This is a genomic window from Vallitalea sediminicola (assembly GCF_054408565.1).
The window spans coordinates 1-18,439 of sequence record NZ_BTPT01000034.1; the positions used below are offsets into that span (position 1 = coordinate 1).

The following is an 18,439-nucleotide window of genomic DNA, read 5'->3' on the forward strand; positions in this document are numbered from 1 at the left end:
AGTCAACTAAAAAAAGTGGCTGTCTAATTATTAGATAGCCACTCTACATTTATTCCACTACTTGTACTTTCATTAAGTTAGTTTTACTTCCTTCTGATAGAGGTACTCCTGCTGTTATTACCACTAAATCTTGTGGACTGACAATACCTAATTCTCTTGCCATAATTACAGATTTATAAAATAATATATCTGTAGATGTTTCCTGCTTCAAGTAGAGAGGTGTAACTCCCCATAATAATTGCATTTGTCTTCTTACTTTTTCATCACTTGTCACAGCAATTATCTGAACATTTGGTCTGTACATGGAAATCATCCTAGCAGTATTACCACTATAAGTTGGACATATAATTGCTTTTGCCCTTAGATGTATTGCAGTAGTATAAGCCGAGTAACTAACAGCATGAGTAATACTCGTTTTACTCTTTTTGCAAATATTTCTCTGTTCATGATCATTCATACTCTCAGCAGCATAGGCAATTTTACTCATCACTTTTACTGCTTCAACCGGATATAGTCCAGCAGCTGTTTCACCTGATAGCATAATAGCATCTGTTCCATCAATGATGGCATTAGCGACATCAGATACTTCTGCTCTAGTTGGTCTTGGGTTTTTAATCATGGAATCAAGCATTTGGGTAGCTGTAATTACTGGTAATTCATCTTGATTACATTTATCAATTATCATTTTTTGAACAATAGGTATTAATTCTGTTGGTGTTTCAACTCCTAGATCACCACGAGCTATCATAATTGAATCTGATACTTTTATTATCGAATCAATATTATCTACACCTTGCTGATTCTCAATCTTGGATATTATTTTAACATCTTTTCCACCATTATCGTCTATGAATTTTCTGATTTCTAGAACATCTTCAGCTTTTCTAATGAATGAAGCAGCAATAAAATCAATGTCATGTTCAAGTCCATATAGTATTTCATCTTTGTCTTTTTCAGTAATAGCTGGCAAATCAACATTGACATTGGGAACATTGATGCCTTTTTTATTCTTGACTATACCACCATTTTTAACAACACATATTATAGATTTTTCTTTTGCATCCACTTGTAACACTTCAAGTTCGATTAATCCATCATCGATTAATACTTGACTACCTTTTTTGACATCTTTATATAGTGTAGGATATGTTATGCAGAAGCCATCTTTCGTACCATCAAAATCTCCATTACATATTTTTATTTGTTGTCCAACTTCAAGATTCAATTGTCCACCAATAAAATTTTTGGTTCTTATTTCAGGACCTCTTGTATCCATTAAAATAGCTACAGGAATATCTAATTCTTTTCTAACTTCTTTTATTATATTAATAATTTTTTTATAATATTCTTTGGTTCCATGAGATAGATTAAGTCTAGCAATGCTAAGTCCATTTTTTACAAGCTCAGTAATAGTTTCTCTGTTATCACTGGCAGGTCCAATCGTACAAATTATCTTTGTTTTTGCTTTATACAATATTAAACCTCCTTTATTTATAATAATATTTATGTTAACTTTACTAATAAAACGTAAATACGCAAAAAAAATTTGTTAAATAATATACTGTGGAAAAATTCATTAACCACTATGTATTTTTGTTATATGCAAAAGTTTTTCCCATTGTATTATACGCTTAAAAGCATAATTTGTAAAGTACTTATTTTATCTAATGTTACAGACAATCATCATGGAAAAAATCAAAATTTTATATTACTATATTATAATTACTCATTAGTAACTCAATATGTTTTATTCTATCTTCATCTAAACTCTTTACAAAATAATCATAATGTATTTTCCATTCTTCCTCGTCATCAAAAGACTCTATCAATAAGAGATTGATTTCGTCTTTATATCTGAGTTCTTCATCATATACTATCTTACCTAGAATAGCTAATTCCATATCATTAAAAATATTGTATATACTTAAAAATGTTTCTTCTCCAAACAGGCAATCAGCTTTTAAGATATCTATAAAATCTATTATAGATTTTACATTATCTTTAATAATCATTATTATTTCTTCTATATTAGTACATTCTTGAATTCTATTAACCATATCTTTGAATGAATCATCATCCATCTTATTATCAGTATCCAATAGATTTATTTCTTGTAATTTTTGTGTATCATTGATTATGATCATATATTCAAGGCTACCATGCTCCATATTATTAATAAACCTGTCAATAAAAACACTTTTATATTCATTTATATAATTAATAAGTTCCTTATCCTTGATATCTAGATTTATAACTATTTTATCAAAAACATCATCTATCAGAGCATTAATATCTTTACTTTGAATACTATTAAGTTTACTGATTATTATCTCATAATCAACTTTTGATATATTAATGCTTATTCCATCATTTTCAGCTATTAAACAAAAAATATAGTTATTAATTACAATTTCAAACACATTTATTAATTCTTCACTATAATTTATTTTGTATAGCTCTCCATAACAGCTTAATACTCCATTTATTTCATTGATAAAATAATTACAGAATTTGTTTTCAATAATTATTGTCTCTAGATATTTTTTAATATAAAAAGTTCCCTGTACACTCATATCATCTATTGCAAGAGGATAATCAATACTGCACATCGTCTCATGGGCATTATACAAACAATTATAATGCTTTAAAAAATATGGTATTGCCATGTCTAGAGTATCATTATAAGCTTGTATATCTATTTCCTGTTTATTGGCCATAATATCTTCATATAAATCTTTACATTGTTTAAAACAAAATCTTACTTCTTTTAATCCTTCTTGATATATTTCCTTAATCCCTTGATTTTGCAGAGTTACTAACCCCTTTTCCTTGGAATATCTATTTACATAAGCATCGATTGAATAATGGACAGACAGTAGAAGGTTTTCAGCAACTTCTGTTTTTACTGATGAACTTTCACCAAAAGTATATTTCTGAATTAAGTTTTTTAGTATATCTAATATCTCTATATTATTTTCCCTGATAAACTGCAAAGCCAAATTATTATTCATCTAAATACTTCTCCTTTAAAAAAATCAGATCGTTGATATTTAATTCTTTGATTTCTAGCAAATAATTCAATTTCCCTACCTTGTAATAATTCTATAGATCCTTTGCAATAATCCTCAAAAAACTCTTTTAATAGTTCAACAATCTCATCATCACTTAGATTATCTTCTGTTTCATTTTTCATATAATAAAATATTTCTTGTAACTCCATTAGAGTTGACATATACATATCTTGTTGTATATATGACGAATCATAAAAACTCTTAATTAATTTATTAATGACTTCTGTACCTAATTCAATACGTCCATATCCTTTCAACAAGTCATTTCTAACTTCAATAATTTGCATTATTTCACGTTTTGAAAGTGATAGACCATAAGTTATTGTTTCCTCATTAAGTTTAATAATGTCATTCATCTGTTGTTCTGTTGAACTATTAATAATCATAATAGGTAATTTCATAAAATCCTCCTTATAAATTTTTCAAAAATCCTTGACAAAACATTTTAAATATGTTATAGTAAACTTGGTATATTATATATTTTTCTAATCAAAGACTTAAATTTTATTATATAACATGAATTCTATATTGTCAATCTATATTTTATTGAACGCAAAAAAAGGCATGTAACCATACCTTTTCTATTTTTATATTTTAATTTGTATTATTATTCTTCAATACAATCACTATTCACTATCCTAATAACTAAATAACTCAAGAACAATATAAAGCATGAAAGAAATCCATATTTTATGAGTTTTTTAATCATGTCTATTTCCCCCTTTGGTAATAACATATTTATATTATACCAAATAGCAACCTATAAAAACATTGATTTTCCTTACAAAATTTATGTACAACCTTACAAGTATGTAAGATTCAATATCTTATACCTAAAATGTATTATTAGATAGCCTCATTAACTTATTGAATCACTGCGTTATTGTAATATGTTCTTTCTCAACATCAGATAAAGCTTTGAAGATTTTTTTAATACTATCTGGAACTTTATTAAAATAACGATCATAAAATTCTATAGCATGTTTCTCTCTTTTGTTAGCTTCTATCAATAATAATTCATCAGTATTATGCCTAGTATAATCTATTTTTTTAAGACTTGGTAATGTAGCAAAACCACCAAAATTCTTATGTACTCTTGCATGCATCATTTCAATATTACTCAAGTCTTTAAACATTTTCTTAAGATTTTCATCTTGTGCTTGTTTACTAGCTTTAGCATAGAAATCACCGTTGAACATTTCTAATTTCATACCCATATCTAGTACTTTCTTAGTTTGATCATCTAAATCTTTTGGATCCAGATTAATATATTCCTCATTACTACTTAAATATTCTTTGGTAACCCCACAAAAAGGGCATCTAACTATTTCGTCTTCTTCATTTTTATCAATAAATGTAGATTCATTCATATTGTAGTTTTTTTCATTTATGATCATTCCACATATTAAACATCTCATCTTTTCCACAGTAAATCATCTCCCATGTCTTAATTAAATAATATTATATCATACTTATTTATAAATACAATGAGACTATCTCATCTTGTCTTAATACATTTATGATATCCGTTTTTTCTAACCAGCCTTTTCTTGCAACATTAATACCATATCTTATATAATCAAGCTCTTTTATGCTATGTGCATCTGGAGAAATGACAAACTTACATCCTTTTTCTTTTGCATTTTTCATATATCTCCAGTCCAGGTCTAATCTATAAGGATTAGCATTGATTTCAATAACTACATTATTTTCACTACAAGCCTCAATGATGTGATCTACATCTATTTTATACCCTTCTCTGCTAAGAAGCAATCTACCAGTCGGATGCCCTAATATGCTTATATATGGATTAGAGATTGCCTTTATTATTCTATTTGTCATCTTTCCTTGTTCCATTTTAAAGGCACTGTGGACTGAGCCAATAATAAAATCAAAGGATTGTAGAATTTTTTCATCATAATCCAAGCTACCATCTGGAAGAATATCTGATTCAATACCTTTTAATATCTTAAAATCATGATATTTTTCATTAAGGATATCTATCTCTTCATGTTGTCTTTTTATATCCTCTTCAGTAAGACCACCTGCGTAAATAGCTGTTTTACTATGGTCTGTAATTCCTAGATAAGAATATCCTCTATGAATACACTCCCTAACCAACTGTTCAATTGTAGCATTACCATCACTATAATTAGTATGAGTATGAAAAATTCCTTTGATATCTTCAATGGTTACAAGAAGAGGTAACTCATTATTCTTGGCAGCCTCAAGTTCTCCATAATTCTCTCTTAATTCTGGTGGAATATACTCCATACCAAACACATTAAATATATCTTCTTCACTATTACAGATAATCAATTCATCATCTTTGAAAATCCCATATTCATTCATTTTTATTCCTTGTTTCTTGGCTAGGTGTCTAAGTGCTGTATTATGTTCTTTGCTACCTGTAAAATGATGAAGTGCATATGGGAATTGAACATCACTAACAACTCTAATGTCAACATTCATACCATTTTGTAATACTACACTTGATTTTGTTTCTCCCTTACCAGTTATTTCTTTTACATAATGATGGGAAGTAAATAAATCCATCACTTTATCCGGTTCATCACTACTTACTAATAAATCAATATCTTTTAGCACTTCCTTTTTTCTTCTTAAACTTCCTGCTAACTCACATCTTTGCACTATACTGCTTTCTCTAATATATTTTAACAACTCAGAACCTAAAACTTCACCAATGGGATAGTGATATTTTTCAGAATATTCATTATAATTCTTTATTCCTTCTAAAATTTTATCTTGAGTTTTCTTACTGAATCTTGGTAAATCTAATAATTTATTATTCTCACAAGCTTCTTTTAATTCTTCTATAGTACTTACACCAAGGCTTTTATATATAGTCATTATTTTTTTTGGTCCTAACCCTGATATACGTAGCATACTTACAAGTCCTCTAGGTACGGTCTCTTTTAATTTCGAATAATATTCAAGCTCACCTGTAGTGACTAGTTCAGTTATCTTACTAGTTAATGCTTTACCAAATCCTTTTATACTTCCTAATCTATTTTCTGAAACCAAAGTCTGTATATCTTCTTGAACGACTTCCAACTTGTTAGCTGCATCATAATAGGCTCTAGATTTGAAGAAATTTTCACCTTTCAATTCTAATAACAACCCTATTTCATTGAGAATTTTTATTACTTCACTCTTTGTCATTACGACACCGCCTCTTTATCTATAAATGATATCTTATTAATACTTTTTCTATAGTTATACTTAATCTAAATATTAGTATTAGCACTTAACAAAATATCTATACTGAACAGTAACAAATACGGTGTATTTTATAATCTTCCTAAACCCTTTGAATCTATTATTTTATTTGATATAATATACAATATATAATTAATAAATTCATATTCAGAAAGAAGGATTCATATGTGTGGTCGTTTTGTTTTAACATTAGATTATGACATGTTAGTTGACATTTTAAAAGGCAGATTTGATATTGAAAACGTTGCTTCTAATCTTGATTATATTCCTCGTTATAATATTGCTCCAAGTCAACAAGTTCTATCCATTGTCGGTAATGGTAAAAAAGATAGAATGGGTTATCTACGCTGGGGATTTGTTCCTTCTTGGGCAAAAGATACAAAAATCGGATATAAAATGATTAACGCAAGAAGCGAATCTGTAGAAACTAAACCAGCATACAAAAAATCCTTTATAAATAATAGATGTCTTATATTATCTAATGGATTCTATGAGTGGAAAAAAGAAGGAAATAGTAAAAAACCTATGTTTATCACTTTAAAGAACAATAAATTATTTTGTATGGCAGGTCTATATAGTATATATCATACTGAAGACAAACAAAAAATAAGCACTTGCTCAATATTAACAACTACACCTAATAGATTAATGTCCAATATCCATAATCGAATGCCTGTAATATTAAATGAAAATGATGAAAAAAATTGGTTGAATCCTGATATAGAAGATATAACTTATCTTAAATCATTGTTACAACCATACCATAATTCAGAAATGGAAGCTTATGAAGTATCTAAACTAGTAAACTCACCAAGAAACGAAAGCCCATTATGTACAGAACCTTTATCTTCTTAAATATTTTGTATAACAAAAGAAGGACTTATCCTAGTCCCTCAAAATGCACTCTAAATATTTTTCAACCAGTTTTTCAGTTTATTAACAGACTCTGATTTAGCCTTCAAAGGATCTTTGATATCTATTTCTCCGATGAATTTATTACCTTTTAATTTTTCTTTATAACTTTTAAAAGCTTTTCCATCACCACCACCTGCATGGCAGCAAAAAAGCGCTATATTTTTATTAGTTATTGGATTCTCTGATAAAAAAGTATTAACAGCTGGTGAAAAATGGCTAGCCCATATAGGTGAACCTATGAAAATCGTTTCATAATCGTCTAAGTTAACATCATATGGTAATAATTCTGGCTTTTTATCAGTAATTGCCTGTCTTCCCCCTATCAGGTATTTCAAGAATCCTTTTGACTTAATATCTTTCTTCAGTTTTAATTCCAATAGATCTGCATTCTCTTCTCTTTTTATTTCCTCGGCAATAAATTTTGTGTTTCCACCTAAAGAATAAAACACAACAAGTTTCTTTCCATTTTCCATAAACAATTCCACCTTTCATTTTTTATAATCTTGATAAAAGTATACTTTTCATTTGTTCTTTATTTAGATTAACAGGATTATTTTTATTATTCGTATTCCTTACAATAATATCCAAGTCTTGTTCTATAATACCAAATCCACCAAGTTTGGGGATATTCAGTTCATGTACCCAATACTCTATGATACTTATTAACTCTCTACAAGATGTATCTATATCTTTTTCACTACATCCAGTAAGCAAGGCTCCTACTTTAGCATATTTTTTTATATAGTAGTCCTCTTGTTGTTCTTGTAGTAATTTGATGTTAAGTTTAATTGCCTCCGATAATAAGGTACCGCATAAAACTCCATGGGGGATATCTACATAACCACCTACACTTGATGCAAAACCATGTACAATACCCAAACCTGCATTCGCCAATGTAATTCCTGATATATAAGAAGCATAAGCCATATTGGCTCGTTTTTCTATTGAATCATATTCATCCTTACATACTGATATAAAAGATTTACCAAAGTATTCTATACCAGACATTGCTAATGCATCAGTCATAGGATATGCCTTAGTCGATACATACGAGCCTATTAATTGAGTCAGCGCATCTAGTCCACTTGCTGCTGTCACATTAGATGGGCAGTTAACCATCAACTCTGGATCTAGTATAACTATATCTGGAACAAAATTTTCGTGACGTATGGATTTCTTGAATCCTTTTTTACCCACTTGACTTAAAACAGCATTTTTTGTTGTCTCACTACCAGTTCCAGAAGTAGTAGGTATTGCAATTAGAGGTATTTTATCTCCATTATGAATCTTTCCTTCTCCAACTCCCTCTAAATATGCTATAACCGATTCTTTTTGAGTCAGCATTGCAGAAATAGCTTTACCAGCATCCATAACACTACCTCCACCAATGGCGATAATCAAATCAATATTCTGATTTCTATACCCATCAACTTCCTTATCTATACCTTCTGGTGAGGGTTCTCTTATTACTTTTGTCTCGTGAATATTAGTATTTACCATTTTATCTAACAATCTTTTGTAATATTTAGTCCTTCTAAAAGAACTAGCACCAGTAACAAGCAAAACATTTTTTGCATTTTCCACTATCGGCAAAGAATCTATCTTATTAATACTTCCTTGATAAAAAAACGTTTGAGGTACTTTAGCAAAATTAAAGTTCATTATACGACTCATTCCTCTTCAGTATATTTATTATCTAATATTCATTTGATAAGATTTCATAGAAGGTAAAATCCTATAAACTATATTTTATATCAAAAAAGCTTTTTTGTCATTTATTATTTTAGAAATATTTGTTAAAATCTTTATATTTTTTGTGCAATATTAAATATTTTGAATTAACTAATTGTAATTTAATTCTTAAATATTAGATAATTTACTCAAATAAACATATTTATTTTTTTCAACTTTTCCCCTTGACAAGCATATAATATAAGCATATAATCTTAGTTAATTCAATTTGATTATTAAATATGTATTAAAAACTGTGATAAGAATTAGTAGAATCAGTAGCGTTTTCAAGAGAGTTGCCGGTTGGTGAGAGGCATCAAACAAGCTGATTTGAATACATCTTTGAGTTTCCTATCGAAAGTTAAACGAGTAGACTAGTGACGTTGGGTATACGTTATAATACCAGGGCATCCTTTTTGAATACCAAATAGCGTGCTTATTGAGATTGTTATAGTAATATAACAGTGAACCAAGGTGGTACCACGTGAGATTATACTCTCGTCCTTTTATTAGGATGAGAGTTTTTTATTTGTCCAAATTTAATTATATTTAATTAGTTAATTGATTATTAGTGAGAATATATCTTAAGGCCTAAAGATTATTTATAAATATTATATTTTATGGAGGTAAGAAAAATGGATAGAAATGTTTTTGAAACTTTACAAGAAAGAGGTTATGTATACCAATCTACACACGAAGAAGATATAAGAAAAGCTCTGAACAGCGGTTCTCCAGTCACATTTTATTTAGGTATTGACCCCACTGCTGACAGCTTGCATATAGGACACTTTTTTGCATTAATGATGTTTAGATATTTACAAGATGCTGGGCATAAAGGTATTCTTGTCATCGGTGGTGCAACTGCACTTATCGGTGACCCAAGTGGTAAAAGTGATATGCGAAAAATGCTTACAAAAGAACAAGTAGCACATAATGTTGAAGAGGTTAAACGTCTTGCAGGTAGATTTATCAAGACTGATGGTGATAATCCTGCATTAATTCTTAGTAATGCAGATTGGATCAACCCTTATAGTTTTATTGATTTCATGAGAGATATAGGTATTCATTTTAATGTTAATACCATGCTTTCAGCTGATGCTTATTCTAAGAGATTAGAAGAAGGCGGACTTACGTTCTTAGAGATGGGTTATATGCTTATGCAATCCTATGATTTTGTTTACTTGAATAAAAAGTATGGCTGCACTTTACAAATCGGTGGCAGTGATCAATGGGGAAATATTGTTGCTGGTACTAATCTTGGAAGGAAACAAAATATTGCTAATAATGATGAAAGAGATATTATGTTTGGACTTACTTGTCCTCTACTTATGACAAGAGAAGGTAAAAAAATGGGTAAAACTGAATCTGGTACATTATGGGTAGCTAGAGATAAAACTACAGTTTTTGATTTTTATCAATACTTTTACAATGTGAATGATGATGATACTGAGATGTTATTACGTTTATTTACTAGAGTACCTATGGATGAGATTATAAGTCTATGTAAAGAGGATATTCGTGGAGCTAAGAGGTTGATGGCTTATGAAATAACTAAGTTGGTTCATGGTAAGGAAGAAGCTGATAAGGTTCTTAAGACTATTACTGAGTTATTTGACAAAAATAAAATTTCTAGTGATATGCCTGCTTTTGAGATTGAAGAGAAATTAATAAAAGATGGTATTTCAGTTATTGATTTATTGTTTGAGTGTGAATTTGTAAGTACTAAGTCAGAGGGTAGAAGATTGATTAAGCAAGGTGGTATCAGTATTAATGGAGTTAAAGTAGAAAATGTTGATTTAGTTGTTGATGAAAATAGCATTGAAAACAGTGAGATTATCTTGAAAAAAGGTAAGAAAAAGTATTTGAAGGTTGTAGTGAAATAAGTATAATACAACTCAAATTCATGTGGCTAATTAGCTTTGACCACATGAACTTGAGTATTATACCAATTGACTTAAGTCCCACAAATTTTTATATATTCCATTTTGCATAATAAGTTCTTTATGATTTCCTGATTCTACCATTTTACCATCATCAATAACCAAAATACTATCTGCTTCTTTTATACTTGATAATCTATGGGCAATCACCACCAAAGTTTTATTTTTTACAAGCTCATTAATTGCCTCTTGAATAAACAGCTCATTTTCTGGATCGACACTTGATGTTGCTTCATCTAGCAGAATAATAGGAGAATCCTTTAGTATTGCTCTTGCAATTGATATTCTTTGTTTTTCACCACCAGAAAGGGTTGCACCACCTTCTCCTACCACTGTATCATACCCATTTGCTAAATCAGATATAAACTCATGGCATCTAGCTTTTTTTGCTGCTTCAACAATTTCCTCATGGGTTGCTTGTTCCGCACCAAAAGCTATGTTCTTAGCAATTGTATCTTCAAATAAATACACATTTTGAAAAACCATACTTATTTTTGATAATAAGGTATTTAAGGAAATTTCTTTAATATCTACCCCACCAATGGTCACTTTACCATTATCAACATCCCAAAATCTAGAGAGTAAATTAGTAATCGTGCTCTTACCTCCACCTGATGGACCAATTAAGGCAGTAAATGTTTTTTCTGGTATTCTAAAATTTATGTCTTTTATTACATCCTTTTTATCATATGCGAATCTTACATTAGAAAATTCAATATCCAAGTTATCAAGTTCAATGTTTTTATGGGTGTCTTTAAGTTCCTCTACCGCCATTATCTCATCATATCTATCTAATCCCGCTTCAAGGATATCAAAACGTGTTACCCCATTTACTATAACCATAATTGAATCTAAGGAAATAGGTGCAAATATCATCATTCCAAGGACAAATTCCAATCTGATATAACTTGAAAAGTAAAGTATTAATGATAATGAAATTAGTAAAGCAATCCCTATGTAATGAGAACTTTCTGTTAGTATCCTAGGAAGTAAATATGCTTTTTCAAAAACAATTGCCTTGTTTTTACTTTTTTCAAAATTCTTTTCAAGATCTATATTGTCTTCGTTTTCCATACCAAATGCCTTAATAGTTCCAACTCCTTTAATAAACTGCACTACAGCACTAGATAAATTAGCGAACTGCTCTTGTCTTATGGCTCCATGTTTCTTATTTACTAGATCCAAATAATTAATAGTTAAAAAAGCTATGAAAACTATGATGACAAATCCAAAACCTAACCACATGTTTATATAAAACATAAATATAGAAGTAAGCAACAGACTAATGTATGCCGAAATTAATTGTCCTAGAAAAATCATACCATTTTCTTCTGCAAATATAATATCTGTCGTTACCACAGAAATAATATTCCCAATATTCCCCTCTGAAAAATACCCCAATGATAGTTTTCTGAGGTGTTCAACTAGCTTTAATCTTTGTTTTGCAAATATATTTAATCCCTTTGCACTTTGTAATCCATCAACAATTCTTCTAAATATACACCGAAAAATAATGCTCACTAACATTGCTATACTAACGTTCCTTATACTAGTATAGGTTAAATCATCATTCAGATAATTATTCAAGGAATAAAATACAAGCATATATGGTACAAATATAGTCATATTTTCAAGTACAGAAAAAATTATACTTATATAAAGACTTTTTCTATCTTCTTCGGCTATGATAAATATTCTTCTTATTATCTTTAACATACTATACCTCCCTTACTTTGAATCTATAATCTAATGTCATATTGTATCTTTCCCAAAGATTTTTATAGATGTCATTATTTAATAGCTCATCATGAGGCGCAAAATCAATTAATCTACCTTTATCTATCAACATGATTTTATCGGAGTTCCTTACACTTGATAGTTTGTGAGCGACTGTTATAACTGTCTTATCTTTCGTTAGATTCCTTATGGCTTTATTTATAAGTGCATCATTTTTCGCATCTGTAAATGACGTTGCTTCATCAAGAATCACAATATTTGTATCCTTTAATATTGCTCTAGCTATAGTTATCCTTTGACGTTCTCCACCAGAGAGTTTATTCCCACTATCACCTACATTCGTATTATATCCATTGGATAGGCTCATAATTACATCATGACAACTTGCAGCCTTACAAGCTGCAACTATCTCATCTTCAGTAGCATCTGACTTTGCAATTAACAAGTTTTCTTTAATAGATATGTTAAATAGAAAATTATCCTGTGACACATAACTGATATTTTCCATTAGCTTTGTTAACGAAATCTCTCTAATGTCTATACCACCAAGTTTAATTGCGCCATTATTCACGTCCCAATAGTGCATAATTAATCGGCCTATCGTACTCTTACCACTTCCACTTTCACCAACAATACCAATTTTCTCTCCCTCATTAATTGTAAAAGTCATATTATCTATAACACTTACCTTATCATAAGCAAAAGTAACTTGTTCGAAATCAATTTTAGTAGACACTATATCTTTATCTCTAGGATTTTCAACAAGCTCAGCCTCATCAAATTCTACTTCAAGTTTTTCAATTTTTTTCACAACATTATACATCATAGGCACAAAGTTCATTATCTTTAATAATGGCGTACTTATACTTAATGCGAGAATTATACCAAACAATAATGTTGATAATTCCATTGTATTGTTTAAAACCATCATCATACCAACTGGTAGCATAAAAGCAATTGTTGATGGCAATACAGATTGGAACACAGCCATATAATTAAAATTAACCTTATACCATTTTTTTGTAAACTCTTTGTATTCGCTTATTGAATCATCAATTTTCTTATTAGATATTGAAGTCTTATTAAATATTTTAACAACTTCCATTCCCGATACATATTCTACAATAGATTTATTAAGCTTAATAAGACTATTTCTATATTGTTTACTTTGTTCTACTCCATCTTTTACCATTCCAACCATTGCAACTACAGCAATAGGAATCGTAACCAAACTTAGTAGTCCCAACCTAACATCAACAATAAACAAAACTACATATACACTAATACTTGAAATCACATATGGTAAACCCTCTGGAAAAGCATGAGCAAGTAATAGTTCTATACTTTCTATATCATCAACAAAGTTTTGTCTATACATACCTGCTCCCTTATTTGTTATTGTACCAAGCGGCATTTTTTTCAGCTTTTTAGCTAATGCCTTTCTAATATTACATAAGGTATTAAATGCAAATACATGAGACTGATCAAGACCAAAGGAAAACAACGTTGATTTTAATAAGTAAGCAATAAAAATTCCTACAACGTATATTGATACAGAGTTAAATGCACTTAATCCACTAATTAATTCTTTAATGATGCAATACACTAAATAAAATGCAGTAATTTCACTAAGTACACTTAGTAGAATTAAAATTACAGCAGTATATCCATTTTTCTTATATTTTCCTGCATAAGAAAATATTTTTTTCAGCATATAATTAACCTCCTTTTTTTAGAAACCAAACACCTTACTCCAATTAAAAAATATTGCTATAGTTTCGGATTTTTTTAGTGCCACTTCCCTTGAATCACTGTGAATAATTGATTCAAATATTGTAGTCCAATAAGCCGTTAATAGCATATGAAGTGTATCCTTGTCCATCAAGGAACAACTTAAACCTCTTTTATAAATTTCTTCAGTAATCTCATAAGTTAGATTTGTAATCTTTGTGACAAATCCATGTAAAAACCCACTATGCTTGGTTCCTTCTGATGAACACAGAAGTAACCTCATACCTTCATAATGATCATATAAATAATTTATTTGATACTTATATGTTTCAATTGGATTTGACCAAAATTTTTCTAGCTCTTTGCTCTCTAATATTTTCAAGGTATTGCTTATCCTATTATCTGATAGTTTCTCAAGTTTGTCATATATAGGCTCTATAATAGTATCGAATAAATCTTCTTTCCCCTTGTACCTCTTGTATAATGCACCTGTAGTCACTCCAGCATTCTCACATATTCTTTTCACTGAAGCATTAAGATAGCCGTACTCTAAAAATTCTTTTATAGCACTTTCAGTTATTTTTGGATTTAAGCTAGTATCCTGTACAGACATAAAAAACCTCCTTCTATTCGATAATTAAATTACCGATAATCCAATTATCTATTTGTTAGTATATTCCTATTCATACTATTTGTCAACTGTGTTTTGCTATCATTCCAACATAACGCTTACACAAGAATTAATAAAATTTCATTAGTATTTAATGATTTAATGATTTAATTGATTTTGTTTATTGAAGAAAGTTTTATATCCTAGGTGGAGCATTATTATGACGGTTAATGATACAGAGCCGAAAATACCTAGCATGATGGCTATTTGGTATGTTATGGCGGTTGTTGGTATTACTCCTGCTAGTATCTGTCCTGTCATCATACCTGGAAGGAAGATGATTCCCATTCCCAGCATTGAATTAATTGTTGGGAGAATTGCTGAGTCGAAGGCTTTATTTATTATATTTTTGGAGGCTAGCTGTGGAGTTGCCCCTAGGATTAGTGCTTCTTCTATTATGGCTTTATTGGTTGTCATTCCTTCTATCAGCGAGTTTATTCCTAAAGAGATACCTGTCATCGAATTTCCTATAAGCATTCCGGCTATAGGGATAAAATATTGTGGTTCATACCATTTTGGAATACGAATGACTATAAATAAAAAGTAAGTCAGGCATATTAATGTACCAACACTCATTGAGAGTGCTATGACTTTTTTTAGCTGAGTCGATAGCTTAGCTTTAAATTTCTTGAATACGGTATATATTGAAAAAATCTCCATTATCATTATTATGGCTATGGTGATATATGGATTAGGGTTGTTAAAAACAAATAGTAAAACGTGGCCAGTCAATATGAGTTGCAGAGTCATTCTTATTGATGAAATGATTATTTCTTTTTCTCTGCTGATACCTCTGAGTCTAACTATGACAAGTACGAAAATCACAAATATATAGGCTAGTGCAACTTGTATTATTGATAAGTCTATGATTCCATTCATATGTCACCCTCCATTATATGTTTTCCTTTGTTAATTTTTATTATTGTATCTGAATATTTGTTTGCTATTTCTTTGGAATGAGTTACCATTATTAGAGTTTTATTGTTTTCTTTTGCAAAACCAGTAATCATTTGTATTATTAGTTCTTCTGTACTGTCGTCCAAGGAAGATGATGGTTCATCTAATAGATATACCGGTGAATCCAGGAGTAGAATCCTTCCTAATGATAGTCTTTGTTTTTCTCCACCTGATATATGTTCTACATCATCATCAAGGTTTTTATTCAATTGGACTTTTTGTAATATTTCTTTTAGGTAATCATCATTTGGTAACTCTTTACCTTGGAATTTTAATCCAACTATAAGATTGTCTTTAATATTTCCATCAAAAACTATAGGAGTTTGGGACAGCATTGTTACTTGTCTACGATGTGTTATTGAATCGATCTCGTCTAATGATTTACCTTGAAATAAAATTTTACCTTCTGTTGGTGAAATCATTTTGTTTAACAACTTCAGTATTGTTGTTTTTCCTCCACCACTTTCCCCTACTAGTGTTGTAATTTTATTTTCTTGGATTTTCAATGATGGTAAGTCTATTATGTGTTTAAATTTCACACCTTGTAGTTCAAACATTTTTACTCCTCCTCTTCAGTTCCTATTTCAGCTATAAGTTCTTCCAAATATCTCTTCGATTCCTTTAACTCTTTTTTACCCTCTTCTGTAATGGAGTAATATTTTCTGATTTTTCCTTTTACCTTTTCATTATAATGATTAATGAATCCCTCTTTTTCTAGATTGTGCAATATTGGATACAGTGTTCCTGGACTAAGTTTATACCCATGCTCAGATAATTCCTCCAGCATCCAACTACCATATATAGGTTCTTTACTTGCATGATGTAAAATGTGTAGACATATAAAACCTTGAAATAATCTCTTACTTATACTATTTTTCATATTATTAACTCCTATATCGTTTATTGTTATCGGTTTTCGATATCTTATTATAATTATATTATAATATTATTTTTCTTAGATGTAAATGCTAATTATTCTACAAATTACTACTGCTTTTTTTGTTATTTTAATATTTTCAAACATCTTATAGCTAATAGTAAACCACGTCAGAAGAAAAAAGGGGTTTGTGAACTAAAACTAAGACACTTAAAGCAAAATAGTATATGTATATGTGGAGTAGTGAGGCAGGACGCCGAACCCAGCTCTTAATCTGACAGCCCTACTGGACTGTCAGAAATAATAATGGACTCGATGTCCATTGTTATTTATTGAACTCATGGACGAGCAAGTAGCTGGCGTAACATATACATATACTATTTTGCAAAAGCCACGTCAGAACAAAACTCTTTTTTCTGACTTACCTCAATACATAAAAAAAGACACACCAGAACTATTAAAATTCTAAATGCATCTTTACACGCTTTTAACTTATCCCCTTCACAAAAGGTTTATATATCTCTTTCTTAGAATAAGTAAGTACTTCATTATTTTCTGATTGACTAAATCTTTTAGTTATTACTTCCCACCCTTTTACAAATTCAACATTTTCTATATTATCGGGTAAAAGTTCATTCAAAATATTTTTTTCAACCCTGACCTTTGTTTCAACTTCATCTCTAGATACTATTTTACACCAGATCACCAGATCTTCTTTTGAAACACCCATGTTAATTACCACATCCGAGTTGGTACTGTTTTGAAATTTCAGATCTTTTCTACCGTATACATAGGTTGCATCTCTACCAAGGTCTACAAATCTATCTTCCCCCCATAGGTCTGTACTGTGATTATATTTTTCTAATACTTTTAGATTTCCATATAATACAGCATTAAACAAAACTGAGCTATCAAGACAAAGCCCCCCACCAGTAGTATATGTTGTCTTACCATTCCTGAATACCGGTCCCTGTGCATAACCTTTTTCAATTGTTGCTTCTCCAAGAACTTTTCTTAGAGAAAATATCTGCCCAGGCTTTAAAAGAGTTCCATTTATTGTATCTGCTCCTAGACTCATGTTATGTATTCTGCTATGGTTAACCTCTCCTAATTCTTCTCTCCAATTAATATCTATTTTATATTCCGATATCACATACCATTTATCAACATTCTCTTTATTTTCTATTTTCTTGCTGGTTAGTCTAAAATACCATCCTTTAATAAAACTTTTTAAATTATCCAAGAATAATCTTGTCCTAAGAAACCTCATCCCATTTTTCCTTTTACCAAACATATTATCTCCTCCTTCAGCATTATTAATATGTTTTTTATATTGTACCAAATACCTCCCAACTTATTTATTATACAATATTTACTCTTTCTTTGTATTTCATAATGATTAAATGTTATTAATACACTATTAATTTTCATTTACCAAATATTAATAATATTTAACCATAGTACAAAACAATTATAAAAAATCTTAAATGCAAAAAGAGACTGTAGGTTATCAATACATTTTTTAGATTAGACAAAACTTAGTCAATCTTCCTTGACGCTAAAAATATAT

16 protein-coding genes and 1 other annotated feature are annotated in these 18,439 nt (G+C 29.7%); of the genes, 2 read left to right on the top strand and 14 right to left on the bottom strand.

Translation table 11 applies throughout. The annotated features are described in order from the left end of the window. Nucleotides 1–49 precede the first annotated feature (49 nt). The 5 genes from pyk to polX all read right to left on the bottom strand — a co-directional run bounded on the left by pyk (nucleotide 50) and on the right by polX (nucleotide 6,254). Complete coding sequence (gene pyk, locus ACX6CF_RS15200; protein WP_458786195.1) at nucleotides 50–1,474, bottom strand: pyruvate kinase; 1,425 nt, start codon at nucleotides 1,472–1,474, stop codon at nucleotides 50–52. Nucleotides 1,475–1,703: 229 nt separating this feature from the next. Further along, the gene (locus ACX6CF_RS15205; protein WP_458786196.1) at nucleotides 1,704–3,011 is read right to left on the bottom strand and encodes a DUF6179 domain-containing protein; all 1,308 of its coding nucleotides are present in this window, start codon (nucleotides 3,009–3,011) and stop codon (nucleotides 1,704–1,706) included. Beyond that, a complete protein-coding gene (locus ACX6CF_RS15210) occupies nucleotides 3,008–3,472 on the bottom strand; it encodes a DUF6323 family protein (RefSeq protein ID WP_458786197.1) in 465 nt (154 codons plus the stop codon). The genes ACX6CF_RS15205 and ACX6CF_RS15210 overlap by 4 nt, the downstream gene beginning before the upstream one ends. Before the next feature lie 471 nt (nucleotides 3,473–3,943). Continuing rightward, the gene (locus ACX6CF_RS15215; RefSeq protein ID WP_458786308.1) at nucleotides 3,944–4,489 is read right to left on the bottom strand and encodes a ferritin family protein; all 546 of its coding nucleotides are present in this window, start codon (nucleotides 4,487–4,489) and stop codon (nucleotides 3,944–3,946) included. Nucleotides 4,490–4,547: 58 nt separating this feature from the next. Then, entirely contained in the window at nucleotides 4,548–6,254 is a 1,707-nt protein-coding gene (gene polX / locus ACX6CF_RS15220) for a DNA polymerase/3'-5' exonuclease PolX (RefSeq protein WP_458786198.1), read from the bottom strand. Nucleotides 6,255–6,476: 222 nt separating this feature from the next. Between polX and ACX6CF_RS15225 the strand changes: the two genes are divergently transcribed. After that, entirely contained in the window at nucleotides 6,477–7,166 is a 690-nt protein-coding gene (locus tag ACX6CF_RS15225; RefSeq protein WP_458786199.1) for an SOS response-associated peptidase, read from the top strand. A 50-nt stretch (nucleotides 7,167–7,216) separates the two neighbouring features. Here the strand turns inward: ACX6CF_RS15225 and ACX6CF_RS15230 are convergent, their stop codons facing one another. After that, entirely contained in the window at nucleotides 7,217–7,699 is a 483-nt protein-coding gene (locus tag ACX6CF_RS15230) for a flavodoxin family protein (protein ID WP_458786200.1), read from the bottom strand. A 22-nt stretch (nucleotides 7,700–7,721) separates the two neighbouring features. Then, nucleotides 7,722–8,888 (bottom strand): iron-containing alcohol dehydrogenase, encoded by a 1,167-nt coding sequence (locus ACX6CF_RS15235; RefSeq protein WP_458786201.1) that lies wholly within the window; start codon nucleotides 8,886–8,888, stop codon nucleotides 7,722–7,724. A gap of 316 nt (nucleotides 8,889–9,204) precedes the next feature. Further along, nucleotides 9,205–9,466 (top strand) — a binding site (T-box leader). 126 nt (nucleotides 9,467–9,592) lie between these two features. Here ACX6CF_RS15235 and tyrS point away from each other — a divergent pair. After that, on the top strand, nucleotides 9,593–10,840 hold the full coding sequence (gene tyrS, locus ACX6CF_RS15240; RefSeq protein WP_458786202.1) for a tyrosine--tRNA ligase: 1,248 nt from the start codon (nucleotides 9,593–9,595) through the stop codon (nucleotides 10,838–10,840). Nucleotides 10,841–10,897: 57 nt separating this feature from the next. Here the strand turns inward: tyrS and ACX6CF_RS15245 are convergent, their stop codons facing one another. From ACX6CF_RS15245 to ACX6CF_RS15275, 7 genes are all read right to left on the bottom strand, one after another. Then, nucleotides 10,898–12,613 carry an ABC transporter ATP-binding protein gene (locus tag ACX6CF_RS15245; RefSeq protein ID WP_458786203.1) on the bottom strand — a complete coding sequence of 572 codons (1,716 nt, stop codon included), beginning with the start codon at nucleotides 12,611–12,613 and terminating at the stop codon, nucleotides 10,898–10,900. Nucleotide 12,614: 1 nt separating this feature from the next. Continuing rightward, nucleotides 12,615–14,348 carry an ABC transporter ATP-binding protein gene (locus ACX6CF_RS15250; RefSeq protein ID WP_458786204.1) on the bottom strand — a complete coding sequence of 578 codons (1,734 nt, stop codon included), beginning with the start codon at nucleotides 14,346–14,348 and terminating at the stop codon, nucleotides 12,615–12,617. An 18-nt stretch (nucleotides 14,349–14,366) separates the two neighbouring features. Further along, nucleotides 14,367–14,978 (bottom strand): TetR/AcrR family transcriptional regulator, encoded by a 612-nt coding sequence (locus tag ACX6CF_RS15255; RefSeq protein WP_458786205.1) that lies wholly within the window; start codon nucleotides 14,976–14,978, stop codon nucleotides 14,367–14,369. 156 nt (nucleotides 14,979–15,134) lie between these two features. Then, entirely contained in the window at nucleotides 15,135–15,914 is a 780-nt protein-coding gene (locus tag ACX6CF_RS15260; RefSeq protein WP_458786206.1) for an ABC transporter permease, read from the bottom strand. Beyond that, the gene (locus tag ACX6CF_RS15265; RefSeq protein WP_458786207.1) at nucleotides 15,911–16,549 is read right to left on the bottom strand and encodes an ABC transporter ATP-binding protein; all 639 of its coding nucleotides are present in this window, start codon (nucleotides 16,547–16,549) and stop codon (nucleotides 15,911–15,913) included. The genes ACX6CF_RS15260 and ACX6CF_RS15265 overlap by 4 nt, the downstream gene beginning before the upstream one ends. A gap of 2 nt (nucleotides 16,550–16,551) precedes the next feature. Next, on the bottom strand, nucleotides 16,552–16,872 hold the full coding sequence (locus ACX6CF_RS15270; protein ID WP_458786208.1) for a PadR family transcriptional regulator: 321 nt from the start codon (nucleotides 16,870–16,872) through the stop codon (nucleotides 16,552–16,554). Nucleotides 16,873–17,356: 484 nt separating this feature from the next. After that, nucleotides 17,357–18,163 carry a VanW family protein gene (locus tag ACX6CF_RS15275; RefSeq protein WP_458786209.1) on the bottom strand — a complete coding sequence of 269 codons (807 nt, stop codon included), beginning with the start codon at nucleotides 18,161–18,163 and terminating at the stop codon, nucleotides 17,357–17,359. Nucleotides 18,164–18,439 lie beyond the last annotated feature (276 nt).